This window comes from Acinetobacter sp. 10FS3-1, from assembly GCF_013343215.1.
In the GTDB taxonomy this organism is placed as follows: Bacteria; Pseudomonadota; Gammaproteobacteria; order Pseudomonadales; family Moraxellaceae; genus Acinetobacter; species Acinetobacter lwoffii_C.
Genome location: NZ_CP039143.1, coordinates 1,065,132 through 1,082,501 on the forward strand (window position 1 = coordinate 1,065,132; position 17,370 = coordinate 1,082,501).

The following is a 17,370-nucleotide window of genomic DNA, read 5'->3' on the forward strand; positions in this document are numbered from 1 at the left end:
GGTGATAATATTCATACTATAATGTATAAATTGTATTGTATTTGTTAAATAATGTCATTGAAAATTGCAAATATCAGGAACTCCATCCTATGAATAATGAAAATATGGCAATGCTGGCCGAGCAGTGGGAACAGATATGTCAAAATTATTCATCTGATGCTTTATTACAAGCCTTACAGTTTGTTCAGGAGCATTCGGTTATTCTGGTGGATGAGTTTTATAAAAATATGCTGCTCGAAAAAGAATCTGCACAATTTTTAACAGATAAACTGGTCCAGCAGCGCTTGCATACGACCTTAATCCAATGGTTATCGGAAAGTTTTAGTGTTCCGGTAAATAAGGATTATATGCAAGCGGTACAAAGACAGGCGATGGTCGGCCATGTCCATGCGCGTATTGGTATTCCTGCCTGGCTCATTATGCGCGGTGTGCGTGAAATCCAGTATATGGTCTTTCAATTATTGGGTTTAAACCCATCTGCCCATGCTTTTACCACCTGTAGTTATATTATAGAAGTCATGGGATTTGCTACAGAAATTATGTGCCGCTCCTATGAGGCTAAAACAGTAGCGAATCAGGAAATCAAGCATAGCTATCGTGTATTTTCTGCGATGCAGGATGTTGCAGTACAAAAAGACAAGCAGCGCAGTGCCTTGCTGGACTGGGAAAATGATTTGATGTTCAAGGTGTTTTCAGGCACTGGCCCGTTCAGACATCCGATGTTGTCCAAGTCTGAATTTGGACTTTGGTTTATTCATAAGGCAGCCTATGCTTTTGCGGAGTCAGATCAGGTCGATCTGGTCATCAAGCGGATTTATCAGGTTGATGAAGTGAATAAAGCTGTAGGGGAATGTACAGAAAACACTAACATGCTGGGGTTGATTCAACACATCCGTGATATTAACCGTGAAATCCAGCATCTGGTAGACCAATTGTTTCAGGTGGCTGATTATATTGAAGCCGGGAATGATTCATTGACTCAGCTGCTCAATCGCCGTTATTTAAATACAATTATTTCTCGTGAAATCAGCTACTCGCGGCAAAACCAGACACCTTTGTCCCTATTGGCAATTGATGCCGACTTTTTTAAAAATATTAATGACAAGTTTGGTCACGCAGCGGGGGATGTTGCGCTGAAATTTATTGCTGAAGCGTTGCAGAGGTATAGTCAGGGCAGTGATTATGCTTTTCGTCTCGGTGGCGAAGAGTTTTTACTGCTGCTAGTAGATGCCGATGAGAAACGTACGCGCCATATTGCAGAGAGTATTCGTCAATATGTGGAAAATAGCCTGATCAATGACGGACAGGGACAGTGCTTTAAACTGACGGTCAGTATCGGCTGTGTCTTATTTGATGGTCATCCTGATTATCAGAAATTCCTGGATGCAGCTGATGCTGCATTGTATATGGCAAAAAATACTGGCCGAAATCTGGTGTATATGGCTAAGTCTCCATCTTGTGGACAGATTAAACAGCAAAGAAGGGCTTAAATGCTGGAGAGCGTATGTTTTAATCTGAGGGCTGCTGCTGGATAAAAGCCAGAAACTTTTGTTTTAGCTGAATATAATCGGGATGAGCTTTGGCTTCATCCCACTTTTGCTTAAATATTTTTGCTGCCGCTGCTTTGACAGGGTCTTCTGGACTTCGTGGGAGTTCATCCCGGCCATGTGAACCGCTTAACCCTTTTTTATCTTCAGGTACAGGGCCTGCATACTTTTTACCGCTTTTATGATTGGCATAACGCCGGGCACGGGTATAACCCATCTGCAAAAACTTGCGTGCCATATCTGCGCCTACAAAATCATTCTGCTGTAAATATTCTAAGAATAGAGCATAAATTTTTGCGCTGCTAAGCTGAGCTTTTTCTGCATCGGCAAAGCGCCAGTACGGCAAAATTTCCGATTTATAAGGCTCGACCAACAACACACCTTGTTCTCCACGACCAATCCGGTATAAATCCGGACGCTTGCGAAAATCGATCTTTTTAAAATCAAGAGAATAATCAAAGCTAGATGAATATACACGTGAAGTACGTTTAGGTGGATCTAACGGTTTCTTGTTCATGCCTTTACTACTCCAGCAAATAGAAGTGCTATATATGATGCAAGGGGAGCAGTAAAAAATCAGTAGGACATTATAGCAGGAAATGTATTATCAATTTAAAATAAAGCAAAAGTAGCTGATTCTTATGATTGTTTTGAATGGACTAACACTGAAATGATTTCAGCATTAAGGAGTCAGGGGCTGAATCAAACAGTTTAAAATTTCTTATTGTGTAAAAGATATTTAGTATTCAACCACCACATAATACTTTTTAACCGCTTCGACGACTTCAAACGTGCCGGTAAATGCAGGGGGAATGATACCGGCTTCGCCCGCTTTTACCTCAATAAATGACTGGTTCTGGGTATCATGTATACGGACTACACCTTCAATCACCTGAAAAAATTCCTGTTTATTTTCAGCGAATTGAATATTCCATGCCCCTACTTCACAATTCCAGATTCCGCAGTCCATATGTGGATGCTCATAAGCGCTATAGGTCAGACGTTTTGGATTTCCCTGAACCAGACGCTCCGGCCTTGGATAGTCGACACTGGCCTCAGTTTGACTTAAACCCTGACCTGCAATCCAAATTGACATTCTGATAACCTTATCCGGATAAAAAAAGCCTCGACATGCGTTGAGGCTTTGAGGGATTAATAACTTTCTGGCACAGCACTTAAAAATTCACGACGTTCTTCTTTATTGGTTTTAAAATCTCCGATAAAAGAAACCGTACGTGTCGTTGATTCCTGTTTGCCTACACCACGCATCATCATACACATATGTGCAGAATCGATCATGACCGCAACACCGCGCGCTTTGGTCACTTCTGCGACAGCTTCGGCAATTTGCTGGGTCAGGTTTTCCTGAATTTGCAGGCGACGCGCAAACATTTCGGTAATACGGGCAAATTTGGACAAGCCGAGCACATGACCTTCAGGCAGATAGGCAATATGTACACGACCATAGAATGGCAATAAATGATGTTCACAGAGTGAATAGAACTCGATATTTTTTACCAAAACCATTTCACGGTTATCCGAAGGAAACACCGCGCTGTTGGTGACTTCTTCAAGAACTTGGCTATAACCTGAGGTCAAATACGAAAAGGCTTTCGCAGCACGCATGGGCGTATCTTTGAGGCCAGGGCGATTTAAATCTTCACCAACGGCAGTAAGAATGTTTGCGTAGGATTGCTGCATAGTCATATGACATATTCACTTAAACTGAGAATGAAACAAGGAGGGCATTGTAGCAGAAAACTATTACAATGCCTTATTTTAGGGTGGAATCCGATTAATGTTTAAACTTTGGATTTTTTTCTGCGCGTTTTAGCAGAACCAGCACGGCACCAGTGCCTCCCTGTCTTTCCGGTGCACTGACAAAGGCCAGAACATCACGATGTTGACGTAACCAGCCGTTGACATAGGTTTTTAAAATTGCTTCAGGACCTTTGCCATGAACAATTTTGATCACATTCTGGTTTTCGTCTTTGGCCATCTGAATAATTTGGAGTACAGCCTGACGGGCTTCCTCGACAGTACAGCCATGTAGGTCAACAGCTTCAAACCAGCGTAAATTGCCGGCTTTTAAATCTTCAAAGACTTTGTGCTGTAAAGTTGCAATACGGTAACTTAAGTTTGCCTGACTTCCAACAGGATTGAGCATCGCCTGAGTATCGGATAACGCGGCCTCATCCGTTTCCATTGGGCCTTCGGCAGCTGCACGCTTGGCCAGCGTCTGGGCATCCACTTTCTTTTTTGGCATTTTCTCTATTTTGGCAATATTGCCCTGAGTTATTTTTTGCACTCCCTGCATCTGCTTGCGAAACAGCTCAAGATCCTCCTCCTGCGCTTGTTCAGGTGTCTTTTCAACAGGCGTAACAGGAGCCACCTGTGGGTGTGGATTGCTGATTTGTTTTTTAAACTGTTTCAGCAAATTGAACTGGTCTTTGGAAAGTGAAGAATCGTGTTTGCTCATAATGAAAAAAACAGGAGAGAAATGCAAAATTTAACTAAATTATAGTCCTGAATTGCATAAAAGAGAACTGACTTGCATTTATAGCTGCATATAGAAAAAATTAAGGCCGGAGAGTTACAGGGAAATCATAAGATCTTCACGTAGTTATGAGGATAAAGAAGTATGATTTAAGTCTCTATCAGGGGGATTGAGTAGACAAAAATATAATCAGAAGGACTTGTCAGAAGAGCTATTTATGTGGAGAGGATGAAAGCAGCAGCTGGCCCATATGCGCTTATTGTATTATCAAAGGGTCTTTTTTACTTAAGCGCTTAGAGCTGCTGTTGATACTTAGGCCATAGTAAAGCTTGAGTGAAAAATTAAAAACCCGATTCTGAAATCGGGTTTTTTAAAAGCTTGTTAATTCTTAAACAGTTTCTGGCTCACCAAATAACTCATAGAAAGCATGGTCAGGACGCGGCTGTTTCATAAAGCTTTCACCGACCAGAAAGGCATGAATATCCTGTTCCTGCATCATGCTGACGTCAGCAGGTGTAGCAATACCACTTTCAGTGACCAGTAAGCGTGACGGATCAAGTAATTTTTTCAGCCGAATTGAGGTGTTTAAGTCCACCTCAAAGGTTTTTAAATTACGGTTATTCACACCAAGCAGACAGCGGTCAGAAAGTTTTAAGGCACGTCCTAGCTCTTCCTCATCATGTACTTCGACCAGCACATCAAGATTATGTTCAAATGCAGTCTTGGACATTTCCTCTAATTGCTGGTCTGATAAAGATGCCACGATCAGCAAAATACAGTCAGCATGCAGGGCACGTGCCTCGATGACTCCATACGGGTCGATCAGGAAGTCTTTACGCAGGGCGGGCAGGCTAGAATGTGAACGTGCGATCTGAATATTTGCATCTGCACCGTGGAAAAAATCTTCATCGGTCAGTACCGATAAACAGGCTGCACCAGCTTCTTCATACTGCTGTGCAATCTCTGCAGGATTAAAATTTTCCCGGATAATCCCTTTTGAAGGTGAGGCTTTCTTGATTTCAGCAATCACCCCGGGACGTTTAGACAGGAGCGATTGGGTAAAACTACGCACTGGCGTCGCTGCCTGTGCCAGCTCTTCCTGGTCTTTGTAGCTGTGCTGCTTTAAACGTAGCGCAAATTCTTCTTTCTTGCGGTCAATAATTTTACCTAAAATTGTATTGGCGATATCAACCATGATAAAAACTCCTGACCTGTTTAAACTTCATATTGCTTAATGGTTTTTGTAAATTCAGAAAGTACACTCATTTTCTCAAGTGCCTGACCGCCATAAATAATATCATGCGCCAGCGCCACACCTTGCTTATAGCTGGTGGTTAAACCAGATACATAGATTCCGGCACCTGCATTCAGAGCAATCATATTGGCTGCCTTATAACCAATCTCGGATTTTTTCTTGCCGAGTGCATCTTTAATCAACGCCAGACTTGTTGCAGAATCTTCCACAATTAAGCCAGTTAATGTCTGGGATTCAATATCCACCAGTTCAGGCGTAATTTCCCATTCACTCACTTCACCATTTTTAAGCTCGGCCACATGGGTTGCAGAAGCCAGACTGATTTCATCTAAACCATCACGTGAATGCACCACCATCACATGTTCTGCCCCGAGCTGTTTCATGACCTCTGCAATTGGGCGGCATAATTCATTAGAAAATACACCAATCACCAGACGCTTTACTCCGGCCGGATTCGTAAGCGGGCCAAGTAAGTTAAAAATACTGCGAATACCCAGCTCTTTACGTGGACCAATCGCATATTTCATGGCCTTATGATGATTGGGTGCAAACAGGAAGCCGATACCAATGTCACGGATGCAGCGCTCAGTCTGCTGCATGTTCAGGTCAAGATGGATACCGGCCTGTTCCAGTAAATCAGAAGAACCAGATTTACTGGAAACTCCGCGGTTCCCATGTTTGGCAATAGTTGCGCCTGCCGCCGCAATCACAAAGGCCGAGGCGGTAGAGACGTTAAACAGGTTCTGCCCATCGCCACCCGTACCGACAATATCGACCAGATGCGGTATGTCGCTGACTTCAATTTTAGTTGCAAGTTCACGCATGACCCGTGCTGCGGCGGTGATTTCATCAATGCTTTCACCTTTCAGGCGTAAACCCATGAGTAGGGCACCAATCTGTGCATCGGTAGTTTCGCCCGACATGATGCTACGCATCACATCTTCCATTTGTTCCTGAGTCAGATGAATATTTTTTGTAATATTACTTAATGCTTGTTGAATGTTCATTTATTGTGCTTCGCCCATTATGCATAAATTTCAAGAAAGTTTTTAAAGATCTGATGACCATGCTGGCTCAGGATGGATTCCGGGTGAAACTGCACGCCTTCGATCGGCAATGTCTTATGTTTAATTCCCATAATTTCTTCCATCGAACCATCTGTTTCGTTGGTCCAGCAAGACACTTCCAGACAGTCCGGTAACGTCGCTTGATCAATCACCAAAGAGTGATAACGGGTCGCCGAAAAGGGAGAAGGCAGGTGACTGAAAATCCCGGTATCGCTGTGATACATATCAGACAAACGTCCATGCATTACGCGTTTGGCGCGAACAATCTCACCGCCAAAGGCCTGTCCAATACTTTGATGACCTAGGCAGACGCCGAGTAAAGGGATTTTCCCGCCAAAGTGCTGAATGGCCGGAATAGAGATACCCGCTTCACTTGGAGAGCAGGGACCAGGACCAATGACCAGATACTTCGGTTGCCATCGCTCAATATTCTCCAAAGTCACGGCATCATTACGGACTACTTTTACTTCCTGTTGCAGTTCGCCAAAATATTGGACGATGTTATAAGTAAAAGAGTCATAGTTGTCGATCATGAGAAGCATTTTGAGCATAACCTCTTGAAGTTTATATATTTTATAACACTGCGGGAGTTTGTTGACCACAATGTTACTCACTTTGTATAAAGTGATTGATTTTGCAGGCATTAAGATAGCTGCATTATCAAGCGGCTACTTTAGCAGTTTTTGAATGTCTTGTGATGATTTCATTCGTCCAATTATTTGGGTGCTATTTATTTCTTATGCTTTGTTTTTTAGAGGCTGTGATTGATTCACAATCATTTTCTTTTTATTAGCCTACAATGTGAGGGCTGCCCAATTCAAAGCGTTACTCTAATTCAGGCATAGCTGTAAAATGATAAAAGTAGCCTTGATGTAAGCATGCTAAGGATACTTCTCTTCCTGGAATATTTTTTCATGAATGATATGTGTTTGAGAAATAGTATTTTTGGCAAACCGTACTGCTTGGATTTTGCGATGCTCCAGCAATGATGTACCTGAATCTTATTATTTTAGGTTGCATATAAACTGATAATGAGTAACCGACTCTCTTAAAGTTATAAGCTTACTTTTAGATAGATTGTTGGTGAAAAATGAAAAAAAACGATGGGATAAAAATAAAAAACGATAAAACAGCCTATCCACAATTTGATCTAAAAAGCATCACTTAAATGGTTGTCAATACTCTAAGAAAAGCAGAATAATTGTACGGATTTTGCAAAAAATCATATAAAACAGAAAAGAGAGCAGCCGGTGTACTTCTCTTTTATGTTGCTGAATTGTTATAGCTTTATGGCTATTTGCCAGAATTGGGCAATCTTTAAGCTAAAATTTACTAAATTTATAGAAATATGTTTAAGAATTATATTTTTATCTTTAAAAAAGGTTATGCGCACTATTTAAGTGCGTTAGAAAATAAGTACCAATAAAATATATCAAGCGTGCCTGAATATAGTGCATTTCCTTTCACTCCCAGTATAATAGGCGCAAAGTATTTTTAGCTTAAGATGTTTTCTTATAAAGAATTCAGAATTTTAACTATGCTTTTAAGAGTTGGTACGATAATTGCATTAATGAATGCCAACTACTAACACGCACTTTGCGAGTGCAACAAAAACCATCGGAGCAAAATGAGCATGGCGAACAAGGTCCTTCAACTCATACAAGAAAGTGGCGCAAAATGGGTCGATTTTCGCTTTACTGATACCAAGGGTAAAGAACAGCATGTCACTTACCCATCAGACAGTATTGATGAAGATACGTTTGAAGACGGGAAAATGTTTGACGGTTCGTCAATCGCTGGATGGAAAGGCATTGAAGCATCCGACATGATTTTACGTCCAGATGCAGAAACTTGCTTCTTAGATCCGTTCTTCGCAGAGCCAACAGTTGTTGTAACTTGTGATGTCATTGAACCATCGACTGGTCAGGGTTATGACCGTGATCCACGCTCTATCGCTCGCCGTGCAGAAGAGTATTTAAAGTCGACAGGTATTGGTGATACAGCATTCTTTGGCCCAGAACCAGAATTCTTCGTATTTGACGAAGTAAAATGGGAAATCGACATGTCTGGCGCACGCCATACATTGATCGCTGAAGAAGCTGCATGGTCAACCGGTAACGATTATGAAGCCGGTAACTCTGGTCACCGTCCACGTGTTAAAGGCGGTTATTTCCCGGTTCCTCCTGTAGATTCTTCACAAGATATGCGCGCAGATATGTGTGCAAAAATTGAAGATATTATGGGGCCAGGCCGTGTAGAAGTACATCACCACGAAGTTGCATCTTGCCAATTAGAAATTGGGGTGAGCTTTAATACTATGGTGCGTAAAGCTGATGAAGTTCAACAGTTCAAATATGCGGTTTGGAACGTTGCCCATCAATACGCGAAAACTGCAACCTTTATGCCTAAACCGATGGTTGGCGATAACGGTTCTGGTATGCATGTTCACATGTCGATCTCTAAAGATGGCAAGAACCTGTTTGCAGGTGATGAATATGCAGGCCTTTCAGAAATGGCCCTGTATTTCATTGGCGGTATCATCAAACATGCGCGTTCATTAAATGCGATCACTAACCCTTCTACTAACTCGTACAAGCGTTTAGTACCACATTTTGAAGCACCCATTATGCTGGCTTATTCAGCGCGTAACCGTTCTGCATCAATCCGTATTCCATACGTATCTAGCCCGAAAGGCAAACGTATTGAAGCGCGCTTCCCTGATCCAATGATGAACCCGTACCTGGGTTTTGCTGCTTTGTTGATGGCAGGTCTGGACGGTATCCAAAATAAGATCCACCCAGGTGAAGCTGCTGATAAAAACTTGTATGATCTTCCTCCTGAAGAAGAAGCAAAAATCCCTACAGTGGCTCATAGTCTGGAAATGGCACTGGAGGCACTCGAAGCTGACCATGACTACCTGTTAAAAGGTGGCGTGTTCTCTAAAGATATGCTTGATGCCTATATCGAAATTAAAACGGAAGAAGTTCGCCGTTTAAATACCACAACTCACCCGGTTGAATTCGATATGTACTACAGTCTTTAATTCTTTATAGAATTTCACTGTAAAAAATGCCCGCCTTGCGCGGGTTTTTTTGTATCATCTGTTTAGAGATTTACAATTAGTAGATAATATGGCGCAACGTAAAAAGCACACAGGATTTTTCCCCTGGAATGATCCGAACGATCATGCAAAAGGTTTCAAACTCAATTTTTCAGAAGTAACTTATATTGAAGTTGGACGTACCCCCGAAGGCTATAAACAGGCGCAATTTATTGCATTGAAAAACCCTGAGCTGGCACTGGATTGTGATTATCCGCAAAGTTTTTATTTAAGTGCTGAGGGTTTTATCTTGCAGAAAAAGGCAAATGGTCAATTTGAAATTATTGCCAAAACAGACAATGGCTAAACATTGGTTATGGAATAAATTGCAAGATGCATATTAAGCAGTCAAATATCTTGCAGATTGAGTGTACAGGTAAACTTATGCAGCAAATCCCTGCTGAATTGAAATCATGGCTGTATGCTTCAGGGTCTTTAACGCAGCAGCTGACAGATTTAGCGAATGGAAAATTCAATGTTCAGCCAGTCAAAGAGCATTTTCAGCGCTTAAGCTTCAGTGATGCACGGTGGATGGGAATGCCACATCAGCATACCTCATGGGTACGGGAAAGCCATTTATATGGCTGTGAAGCTCAGCCTTGGGTGAAAGCAAAAAGTATTTTTCCTATTTTAAGTTTGCAAAAACGGGCACGGATTTTTCAGCATATTGGTAAAAAGCCGATTGGCTGGTTTTTATTTCAACGTACCAATCCTCAGTGTGAGCGCCGTGTGTTATGGCTTGAAGATGGCTGGACCAGGCAGAGCTGCTATACTTGGCACGGTTGTAAATTTATTGTGCAAGAGACTTTTTTGCCCAGTTTTGAGCAGTTTTTACAACATCAGACTTCATTACAACATCGTTAAGGATAAACATGGCAACTTTGCAAACGATCACATGGCGTCAGCGTTTTGAGGCTTATTATTATCTCTGTCGTTTTGATAAGCCGATTGGTACAGAACTGGTATTCTGGCCAACCATGTGGGCGTTATGGATTGCTGCGGAAGGTGTTCCTGATTTAACCATCTTAATTGCCATGATTTTAGGCACTATTTTTATGCGAGCTGCGGGTTGTGCGATCAACGATTTTGCCGACCGAAAAGTGGATGCTCATGTAGACCGCACCAAAAACCGGCCGCTGGCAACCGGAGTTATTTCAGCACGTGAAGCGGTTTGGGTATTTTTGGCTCTGGTCGCTGCCAGCGCCTGCACCTTGTTTTTTCTGCCCATAGCGACATTCTATTGCGCGCTTGCTGGTCTGGCGCTTGCGTTTATTTACCCCTTTATGAAGCGATATACGCATTTGCCGCAAGTCGTGCTGGGCATGGCATTTTCATGGGGAATTCCCATGTCATTCACAGCAATGGGCAAGCCGCTCGATTGGAGTTGCTGGCTGCTGTATTTTGGTAATCTGGCCTGGACTGTGGCTTATGACACTCAATATGCAATTACTGACCGTGAATACGATTTAAAAATCGGGGTAAAATCGACCGCTATTCTTTTTGGGAAATACGATATTACAATGATTTCTGCGCTACAGGCTGTGAGTGTTGTGCTCATAGGTAGTGCACTATATATAGAACACCTGTTGGTGCCATTTGGCCTGATTGCTTTACTGGTGGTGATTGCAGATTTTATCTATCAATGGACTAAAACCAAAGAGAAAGAGCCGCACTGGTGTTTCTGGGCATTTCGTCATAATCGTTGGGTAGGTTTGATAATATTCACCGGAATTTTTCTGGCACTCTGGTAAAAAAACTGGTGATTGCAGACTTACAAAAGCATCCTATAAGGATGCTTTTTTTTATGTTTTATTCAAAGCTCTTGCATGAGAATTATAAAGAACAATAAGGGATTACCATATGAATAAGATAATGAAAAACGGTTTTAAAAAGACCTGTCTGGCAGTGATGTGTTCAATGACATTATTCCTGACGGCGTGTCATAACGATGATGATAACAGGTCATTTCAGCCCCAGGAAAAAGTATTCTTGGGTCAGAAAGCCTATAGTGCAGATATACTTGCGGAAGCATCCAATATTCAGGTCATGCGCTATAACATGCCAAATGTACGTGGTGAGCGGGCTGAGGCTACGGCGATGGTTTTGTATCCGAATACACCACAGCCAAAAGATGGCTGGCGTGTCGTTGTCTGGGAGCATGGTACGGTAGGTAGTGGCGATTCATGTGCGCCAACGAATAACCTGCTCAACTCTAACCTTAAAGTGCTTGCACGTAGCCTGCTTACACAAGGATATGTCATTGTGGCACCAGATTATGAGGGCTTGGGCACCCAGGGAATCCATCCTTATTTGAATCTGGATAGTGCTGCTCAATCAGCAATTTATGCAGTAAAAGCATTTAAACAGCAGCAGGGCAGTAGATTTAATGGGGCTTGGGTATCTGTCGGGCAATCTCAGGGAGGGCATGCCTCTCTGGCAACAGCAGAGTTTGCGGATCGTGATTCAAATTATAAGGCAGCAGTTGCAGCAGCTCCGGCATCAAGCTTAGGACGTATTATTGGTGAAATAGCACCACAAGCTTTAAAAGCTATGGTGGATGCTGGGCAAGATGAGAGGGCCAAAGCGGTCTATGCTGAGTTGCTGGCTTATGCAGCCTATGTGGGCGTCGGGATTAAGGCCTATGAACCAGCTTTTAACTATCGCAATATTTTTTCGGAACGAGCTGGCATTGTTGCTGAAAAAGCCGAAGGGACGACGGGGGAAAATGGATTATGTCTACAGCCTCTAATTACTGAATATATTAATGATATTAATCTTTACCTGAATACTAATCCGGGGAAAACTGTTATTGATTATCCAGGATTGGTTGCGAACTTTCAGGATAATTCTTCAGTCAAAAAGTTCCTGCTTGAAAACCAGCCTGCAACTGAAAAAATCAATGTGCCAGTCATGATTATCCAGGGAACGGCAGATACGGCAGTGCCTTATATAATCACTGATGCTTTACAGAAAAACTTGGCAAATATGGGTACCGCTGTCACTTTTGTACCTGTGTCAAATGCAACGCATACCGAAGCTATTGTAAAAAGTAATGATCTGCTGGTATCGTTTATTGAAACGCATATGCCGGCTGGTGTCAGTCCTTAATACCAAAGGAGCTTCGGCTCCTTTTTATAGCTTGAGCAATTGCTTTATTTTGTTATATTGGGCAGCGCAATGAATGATAGAGAAAAGCAGGTCGGTTTATGTCGCAACAGCCACAACAGCGCAGTATTAAAAAGCTGGTGATTCTTGGAACACTGGCTTTATGTATCCCGATTTTTTTAATTACCATGGCATTTTTGGCCGTCAACAGTGATGCGAAAAATCAGGAAAAATATAAGCAGCAGCAAGCTGAGATGATCGCGCGTATTGAAGCACGAGAGGCCGCCGAGAAATTAAAGGTAGAGCCGCAAGCTCAGGCGAGTCAAGCTGCTTCTGAAACCCAATAGGCTTCTCCTTACTAGTTGTTCTTATGATCTTCAATAGTGGGGTGATGGTTTGATACTTTATAGGTCTATACTGAACAGCTGCATAGTTGGCTATCAGGCGCAGAGCATCCGGGACGAGATTTCTTTTTCTTGTTTCAAATGTTGAAGGCTCATGCCATCCGCATACGAGTATTGTCTGATCTCATTATAAATATTTAATGTTGCATCACAGCATTCTGCTTAAATAGACAGGATATAACCACTGATCACCTGATCAGTGGTTATATTTAAATGGCCTTAGAGCAGTTCTTTACGTAATTGCTCAGGTGTTTTGATTGAAAGCAATCCAGGTGCTACATCGAATGCTGTTTTGGCACCATACTGCTGAGTTTGATTCAGGCGGTAGCAGGCACGGGCATATGCCACTAAAACGCTTGCAGTAAATTCAGGATTACTATTCAGTTTCAAAGAAAACTCAATGACTTGAGCCTGCTCATCACTGGTATTGCCGCTACGGATAACAAAACCGCCATGTGGCATACGCTGGTGATCTTTCAGTAAGGTTTCCTCACTGATAAAATTCACAGTCGTATTATAGTCGGCGAAGTAATCCGGCATTGTTACAATAGCCTGTTCAACTCTTACAGCATCAGCACCTTGTTCTAATACCACATAACATTCACGATGATGCTTATCTTTAGTGCTTAAGTTAGGGCGAGCGCCACTGCGTACCTGTTCAATTGCATCGCTAGATGGAATGGTATATTGAACACCGGCTTTCACGCCTGGTACACGGCGGACTGCATCGGAGTGGCCCTGACTTAAGCCTTTACCCCAGAATGTATAGGTTTCACCATCTGGCAATAAAGCTTCACCAAATAAACGATTAATTGAAAACATGCCTGGATCCCAACCAATAGAGATCAGGGCTGTTTTATTATTGGCAGTTGCAGGCCCATCTACTGCTGCATAGTATTCCGGAATGCGTGCATGGGTATCAAAGCTATCTACGATATTGAATTTACTTGCAAAAATCGGGCCTTGTTGCGGTAGGTCATCTTTAGAGCCGCCACAAAGAATAAGCACATCAATTTTATCGCTAAAATCATTTAATAATGCATCCATGCTATAAACCTGAGTTTCTGCAAAGCAGGGAGTAACACTGCTAGGTGCGCGGCGAGTGAAAATACCCACAAGTTGCATATCAGGATTTTTGTGAATTGCAGTTTCAACACCACGGCCAAGATTACCGTAACCTGCGATACCAATACGAATAGAGTTTTGCATAAATGGACGATCACTGAATAAGAAGGAGTATTAAAATAAGTAAGATGATCATGACCGGAAATGCAATAGCTGGCTCATTGCATCTTACTTATATGTTATTTTCTAAGAGATTATAAAACGATAAGTTAAATTTTATCACCCTAAAAATATACAAAGAAAAGTTTAAAAGGCAACTTTTTAAAAGTAGGGCGATTAATCAGGAAAATGATAAGTTGTGTTGGGGCAGGCAAGCAGCCAAAAGATTCAAAATCGAATCCTTGGCCATCAGGCGAGTTTTGAAGTTAAAATACCGCTGAGTATAAGCTGTTGTGCTTATCTTAAATTCTGTTGTAATTGTCGGATGCTTGGAATGTCTGTATAGCGGATGACTGTATAACCTGCTGCAATTAGCATGGCATCACGTTCCGCATCTTCCTGTTCTTTACCGATATGGCTGGGGTCGTCCAGCTCAATAATGGCAACCACCTTATACTCACGATCCAGTACCACAAAATCGGTTACTTTACGGTTAAATTGATTGCGCATTTTCATGTGGTCATGAGTGATTAAGGCGCTAAATGCAACTTGTGCCAAAATATGATGATGAGGAAAAGCTTCTTTTAGGCGTACAAACATTCTGCTTTCAAAAGCAGTAATGACCGGTTTGGGATAAAACTTCTGCCGACGGGTAAACAGGCGTGGAAAGAGCAGGCAAATTAAGGCAAAACTCGCCATGCAGCCAATCACAAAAAATATAAACTGACTCAAATTAAACACAGACTAAAACAGGGAAGAATAAAAAAACCCACTTCGCAATGAGTGGGTTTTATAAAAATCTTGGCTCTCCCACCTGGGCTCGAACCAGGGACCTGCGGATTAACAGTCCGTCGCTCTACCGACTGAGCTATGGGAGAATAGATTGGCTCTCCAACCTGGGCTCGAACCAGGGACCTGCGGATTAACAGTCCGTCGCTCTACCGACTGAGCTATTGGAGAATCTGACAGCGATTATAGAGGGATTTAAAAAGGGGTCAAGACACTTTTAAAAAAAAGCCAAAGAAATTGACTCAAGTGTTTTAAAAGTAATCGGAAATGGTTGTAGTTCAAGCTGTTATGTTTAGATCGAAGCTTGAGTAGGAATATAAAGCTGGGTGCTCATCTTTGAAAACGAGCTTGAAGATGATGAGGTCAGAGGCTAGCCCTACCTGATATAAACTAAAGCTGAAAAAAACAGATATAAAAAAACCCACTTCGTAATGAGTGGGTTTTATAAAAATCTTGGCTCTCCCACCTGGGCTCGAACCAGGGACCTGCGGATTAACAGTCCGTCGCTCTACCGACTGAGCTATGGGAGAATAGATTGGCTCTCCAACCTGGGCTCGAACCAGGGACCTGCGGATTAACAGTCCGTCGCTCTACCGACTGAGCTATTGGAGAATCTGAGGGGCATTTTAGGCAGGAAACCAAAAGCCGTCAATCAATTCATGTAAAGAAATGAATCATTTGCTTTTTTAATATGCAGCTTGGCCTTAAAAATAAAAAAATCACCCATAAAGGGTGATTTTTATGCAGGAAATAAAAAATTATTTCTCAACACCAGCAGGTTGGCCAGCATATTTTGCGTTTGCGTAATCCCAGTTTACCAAGCTTTCCAAGAAAGTCGAGATGTACTTAGGACGCGCATTGCGGAAATCGATGTAGTAAGCATGTTCCCAAACATCAATTGTTAACACTGCAACTTTACCGTGAGCCATTGGTGTATCTGCGTTTGAAGTTTTCATGATAGAAAGTTTACCATTCACTTCATCAGCTACTAACCAAGCCCAGCCTGAACCAAACTGAGTGGTTGCAGCAGTTGCAAACTCTTCGGCAAATTTTTCGTAAGAACCGAAAGCTTCGTCGATTTTTGCAGCTAAAGTGCCAGTTGCTTTACCGCCACCATTTTTAGCCATACAGTTCCAGTAGAACGTGTGGTTCCAAACTTGAGCTGCGTTGTTGAACACACCTGCTTTAGATGCATCACCAGCAGTTGCCATGATGATCTCTTCTAAAGTTTTACCTTCAAGGTCAGTACCTTTGATCAGGTTGTTCAGGTTAACCACATAAGTATTATGGTGTTTATCATGATGGTATTCTAAAGTTTCTTTGCTGATATGAGGAGCAAGATCTTCATAACCGTAAGGTAGAGCAGGTAAAGTAATGGTTGTCATGTTCTCAATTCCTTGCATTTAGCTGGGTTTTAACAATAAGTGGCTTTATTGTAATAGATAATCGGACAAAATGGGCATTGCGTATAAATAACAATACACAATAAATCCTGAAAATATATAAATAAAGCTCTTAGAAAATGCTGTCAGCGAGAATTAAATCGGATTGTTTAATTCGTAATAAGCATACTCAATATTAAACTGTTCTGAAATCGCTTTGGCCAAGCGCTGCACACCGTATTTTTCAGTGGCATGATGGCCACAGGCATAATAATGTACATTCAGTTCCTGAGCTTCATAAAAAGTACGTTCGCTCACTTCGCCAGAAATATAGGCATCACAATCTGCGGCCGCTGCTTTATAAATATAATCCTGCGCACCACCGGTACAGAAACCGACTTTATGAATTTGATTCTTGTCCGCAGGAAGATGAATTGCATCAAAGCCAAGTTTTTCTGAAACATGGCTTTTAAAATATTCAGGACTCATCGGTTGTTTTAAATAGCCAATATTGCCAATTGGATGGCGTTCACTCGGATCCAACTGTTCGATATTTTCCAGCCCTAATAAATCTGCAATCGCCGCATTATTGCCTAAAGTTGGATGACTGTCTAAAGGCAGATGATAGCCAACCAGAGAGATATCATTTTGGATTAAGGCTTTAATCCGTTTACCGCGCATACCGGTAATGGGGTAAGGTTCACCTTTCCAGAAATAGCCATGATGCACCAATAACAAATCGGCGCCCTGTTCAATCGCTGCTTCAATTGCGCCTTGTGAGGCACTGACTGCACATACAATTTTTTTTACTTCAGCGCGGCCTTCGATCTGTAGACCATTTGGTGCATAATCCTTGAACTCATGCGTAAGTAAAGTCTGATTACACCACTGAATAATATCGTTTAAATCCGCCATAAAATTTCCGCCAGTTTAAAAACTTGTCATCATTAAAATATAAGATTAATTGTAACTAAAGCTGCACAAATATCTTGGCATATTT

Annotated in this window: 18 protein-coding genes and 4 tRNA genes; 7 read left to right on the forward strand and 15 right to left on the reverse strand. The window is 42.0% G+C overall.

What is annotated here, in order from left to right; all coding sequences use genetic code 11:
* Positions 1-89 precede the first annotated feature (89 nt).
* The gene (locus E5Y90_RS04950; protein ID WP_174659576.1) at positions 90-1,490 is read left to right on the forward strand and encodes a diguanylate cyclase; all 1,401 of its coding nucleotides are present in this window, start codon (positions 90-92) and stop codon (positions 1,488-1,490) included.
* A 19-nt stretch (positions 1,491-1,509) separates the two neighbouring features.
* Here the strand turns inward: E5Y90_RS04950 and E5Y90_RS04955 are convergent, their stop codons facing one another.
* The 7 genes from E5Y90_RS04955 to E5Y90_RS04985 all read right to left on the reverse strand — a co-directional run bounded on the left by E5Y90_RS04955 (position 1,510) and on the right by E5Y90_RS04985 (position 6,908).
* Positions 1,510-2,064, reverse strand: coding sequence for a DUF4385 domain-containing protein (locus tag E5Y90_RS04955; protein ID WP_174659577.1), 555 nt, complete (start codon positions 2,062-2,064; stop codon positions 1,510-1,512).
* 222 nt (positions 2,065-2,286) lie between these two features.
* The gene (locus E5Y90_RS04960; protein WP_174659578.1) at positions 2,287-2,643 is read right to left on the reverse strand and encodes a cupin domain-containing protein; all 357 of its coding nucleotides are present in this window, start codon (positions 2,641-2,643) and stop codon (positions 2,287-2,289) included.
* Between the two features lie 56 nt (positions 2,644-2,699).
* A complete protein-coding gene (gene folE, locus E5Y90_RS04965; protein WP_171478796.1) occupies positions 2,700-3,248 on the reverse strand; it encodes a GTP cyclohydrolase I FolE in 549 nt (182 codons plus the stop codon).
* 94 nt (positions 3,249-3,342) lie between these two features.
* Entirely contained in the window at positions 3,343-4,026 is a 684-nt protein-coding gene (locus E5Y90_RS04970; protein ID WP_174659579.1) for a Smr/MutS family protein, read from the reverse strand.
* Positions 4,027-4,432: 406 nt separating this feature from the next.
* Positions 4,433-5,239: an indole-3-glycerol phosphate synthase TrpC gene (gene trpC / locus E5Y90_RS04975; protein WP_174659580.1), complete on the reverse strand. Its 807-nt coding sequence runs from the start codon at positions 5,237-5,239 to the stop codon at positions 4,433-4,435.
* Positions 5,240-5,259: 20 nt separating this feature from the next.
* Positions 5,260-6,306, reverse strand: a complete 1,047-nt coding sequence (gene trpD / locus E5Y90_RS04980) for an anthranilate phosphoribosyltransferase (protein WP_151203856.1) — start codon at positions 6,304-6,306, stop codon at positions 5,260-5,262.
* Positions 6,307-6,323: 17 nt separating this feature from the next.
* Entirely contained in the window at positions 6,324-6,908 is a 585-nt protein-coding gene (locus tag E5Y90_RS04985; protein WP_217485915.1) for an anthranilate synthase component II, read from the reverse strand.
* 1,085 nt (positions 6,909-7,993) lie between these two features.
* Between E5Y90_RS04985 and glnA the strand changes: the two genes are divergently transcribed.
* From glnA to E5Y90_RS05015, 6 genes are all read left to right on the forward strand, one after another.
* Positions 7,994-9,409, forward strand: coding sequence for a type I glutamate--ammonia ligase (gene glnA, locus E5Y90_RS04990; protein ID WP_171480655.1), 1,416 nt, complete (start codon positions 7,994-7,996; stop codon positions 9,407-9,409).
* Between the two features lie 88 nt (positions 9,410-9,497).
* Positions 9,498-9,773 (forward strand): hypothetical protein, encoded by a 276-nt coding sequence (locus E5Y90_RS04995; RefSeq protein ID WP_174660561.1) that lies wholly within the window; start codon positions 9,498-9,500, stop codon positions 9,771-9,773.
* 77 nt (positions 9,774-9,850) lie between these two features.
* Complete coding sequence (locus E5Y90_RS05000; RefSeq protein WP_174660562.1) at positions 9,851-10,330, forward strand: chorismate--pyruvate lyase family protein; 480 nt, start codon at positions 9,851-9,853, stop codon at positions 10,328-10,330.
* Between the two features lie 8 nt (positions 10,331-10,338).
* Complete coding sequence (gene ubiA, locus E5Y90_RS05005) at positions 10,339-11,217, forward strand: 4-hydroxybenzoate octaprenyltransferase (RefSeq protein ID WP_174659581.1); 879 nt, start codon at positions 10,339-10,341, stop codon at positions 11,215-11,217.
* A 109-nt stretch (positions 11,218-11,326) separates the two neighbouring features.
* A complete protein-coding gene (locus tag E5Y90_RS05010; RefSeq protein WP_228723976.1) occupies positions 11,327-12,574 on the forward strand; it encodes a lipase family protein in 1,248 nt (415 codons plus the stop codon).
* A 98-nt stretch (positions 12,575-12,672) separates the two neighbouring features.
* Complete coding sequence (locus E5Y90_RS05015) at positions 12,673-12,918, forward strand: hypothetical protein (protein ID WP_151203851.1); 246 nt, start codon at positions 12,673-12,675, stop codon at positions 12,916-12,918.
* Positions 12,919-13,194: 276 nt separating this feature from the next.
* On the opposite strand, the gene E5Y90_RS05020 is transcribed toward E5Y90_RS05015, so the two are convergent.
* The 8 genes from E5Y90_RS05020 to E5Y90_RS05055 all read right to left on the reverse strand — a co-directional run bounded on the left by E5Y90_RS05020 (position 13,195) and on the right by E5Y90_RS05055 (position 17,285).
* Entirely contained in the window at positions 13,195-14,184 is a 990-nt protein-coding gene (locus E5Y90_RS05020) for a diaminopimelate dehydrogenase (RefSeq protein WP_174659582.1), read from the reverse strand.
* Positions 14,185-14,496: 312 nt separating this feature from the next.
* Positions 14,497-14,940, reverse strand: a complete 444-nt coding sequence (locus E5Y90_RS05025) for a DUF2726 domain-containing protein (protein WP_151203849.1) — start codon at positions 14,938-14,940, stop codon at positions 14,497-14,499.
* Between the two features lie 61 nt (positions 14,941-15,001).
* Positions 15,002-15,077 (reverse strand) — tRNA-Asn (locus tag E5Y90_RS05030).
* A 6-nt stretch (positions 15,078-15,083) separates the two neighbouring features.
* A tRNA-Asn gene (locus E5Y90_RS05035) sits at positions 15,084-15,159 on the reverse strand.
* 283 nt (positions 15,160-15,442) lie between these two features.
* Positions 15,443-15,518 (reverse strand) — tRNA-Asn (locus E5Y90_RS05040).
* Between the two features lie 6 nt (positions 15,519-15,524).
* Positions 15,525-15,600, reverse strand: a tRNA-Asn gene (locus E5Y90_RS05045).
* Between the two features lie 146 nt (positions 15,601-15,746).
* The gene (locus E5Y90_RS05050) at positions 15,747-16,373 is read right to left on the reverse strand and encodes a superoxide dismutase (RefSeq protein ID WP_151203848.1); all 627 of its coding nucleotides are present in this window, start codon (positions 16,371-16,373) and stop codon (positions 15,747-15,749) included.
* A 153-nt stretch (positions 16,374-16,526) separates the two neighbouring features.
* Positions 16,527-17,285, reverse strand: a complete 759-nt coding sequence (locus E5Y90_RS05055) for a Nif3-like dinuclear metal center hexameric protein (RefSeq protein ID WP_174659583.1) — start codon at positions 17,283-17,285, stop codon at positions 16,527-16,529.
* Between the last annotated feature and the right edge of the window lie 85 nt (positions 17,286-17,370).

Coding starts and splice junctions, on each gene's coding strand:
- E5Y90_RS04950 (WP_174659576.1), top strand. CDS start 90: ATGAATAATGAAAATATGGCAATGCTGGCCGAGCAGTGGGAACAGATA.
- E5Y90_RS04955 (WP_174659577.1), bottom strand. CDS start 2,064: ATGAACAAGAAACCGTTAGATCCACCTAAACGTACTTCACGTGTATAT.
- E5Y90_RS04960 (WP_174659578.1), bottom strand. CDS start 2,643: ATGTCAATTTGGATTGCAGGTCAGGGTTTAAGTCAAACTGAGGCCAGT.
- folE (WP_171478796.1), bottom strand. CDS start 3,248: ATGCAGCAATCCTACGCAAACATTCTTACTGCCGTTGGTGAAGATTTA.
- E5Y90_RS04970 (WP_174659579.1), bottom strand. CDS start 4,026: ATGAGCAAACACGATTCTTCACTTTCCAAAGACCAGTTCAATTTGCTG.
- trpC (WP_174659580.1), bottom strand. CDS start 5,239: ATGGTTGATATCGCCAATACAATTTTAGGTAAAATTATTGACCGCAAG.
- trpD (WP_151203856.1), bottom strand. CDS start 6,306: ATGAACATTCAACAAGCATTAAGTAATATTACAAAAAATATTCATCTG.
- E5Y90_RS04985 (WP_217485915.1), bottom strand. CDS start 6,908: ATGCTTCTCATGATCGACAACTATGACTCTTTTACTTATAACATCGTC.
- glnA (WP_171480655.1), top strand. CDS start 7,994: ATGAGCATGGCGAACAAGGTCCTTCAACTCATACAAGAAAGTGGCGCA.
- E5Y90_RS04995 (WP_174660561.1), top strand. CDS start 9,498: ATGGCGCAACGTAAAAAGCACACAGGATTTTTCCCCTGGAATGATCCG.
- E5Y90_RS05000 (WP_174660562.1), top strand. CDS start 9,851: ATGCAGCAAATCCCTGCTGAATTGAAATCATGGCTGTATGCTTCAGGG.
- ubiA (WP_174659581.1), top strand. CDS start 10,339: ATGGCAACTTTGCAAACGATCACATGGCGTCAGCGTTTTGAGGCTTAT.
- E5Y90_RS05010 (WP_228723976.1), top strand. CDS start 11,327: ATGAATAAGATAATGAAAAACGGTTTTAAAAAGACCTGTCTGGCAGTG.
- E5Y90_RS05015 (WP_151203851.1), top strand. CDS start 12,673: ATGTCGCAACAGCCACAACAGCGCAGTATTAAAAAGCTGGTGATTCTT.
- E5Y90_RS05020 (WP_174659582.1), bottom strand. CDS start 14,184: ATGCAAAACTCTATTCGTATTGGTATCGCAGGTTACGGTAATCTTGGC.
- E5Y90_RS05050 (WP_151203848.1), bottom strand. CDS start 16,373: ATGACAACCATTACTTTACCTGCTCTACCTTACGGTTATGAAGATCTT.
- E5Y90_RS05055 (WP_174659583.1), bottom strand. CDS start 17,285: ATGGCGGATTTAAACGATATTATTCAGTGGTGTAATCAGACTTTACTT.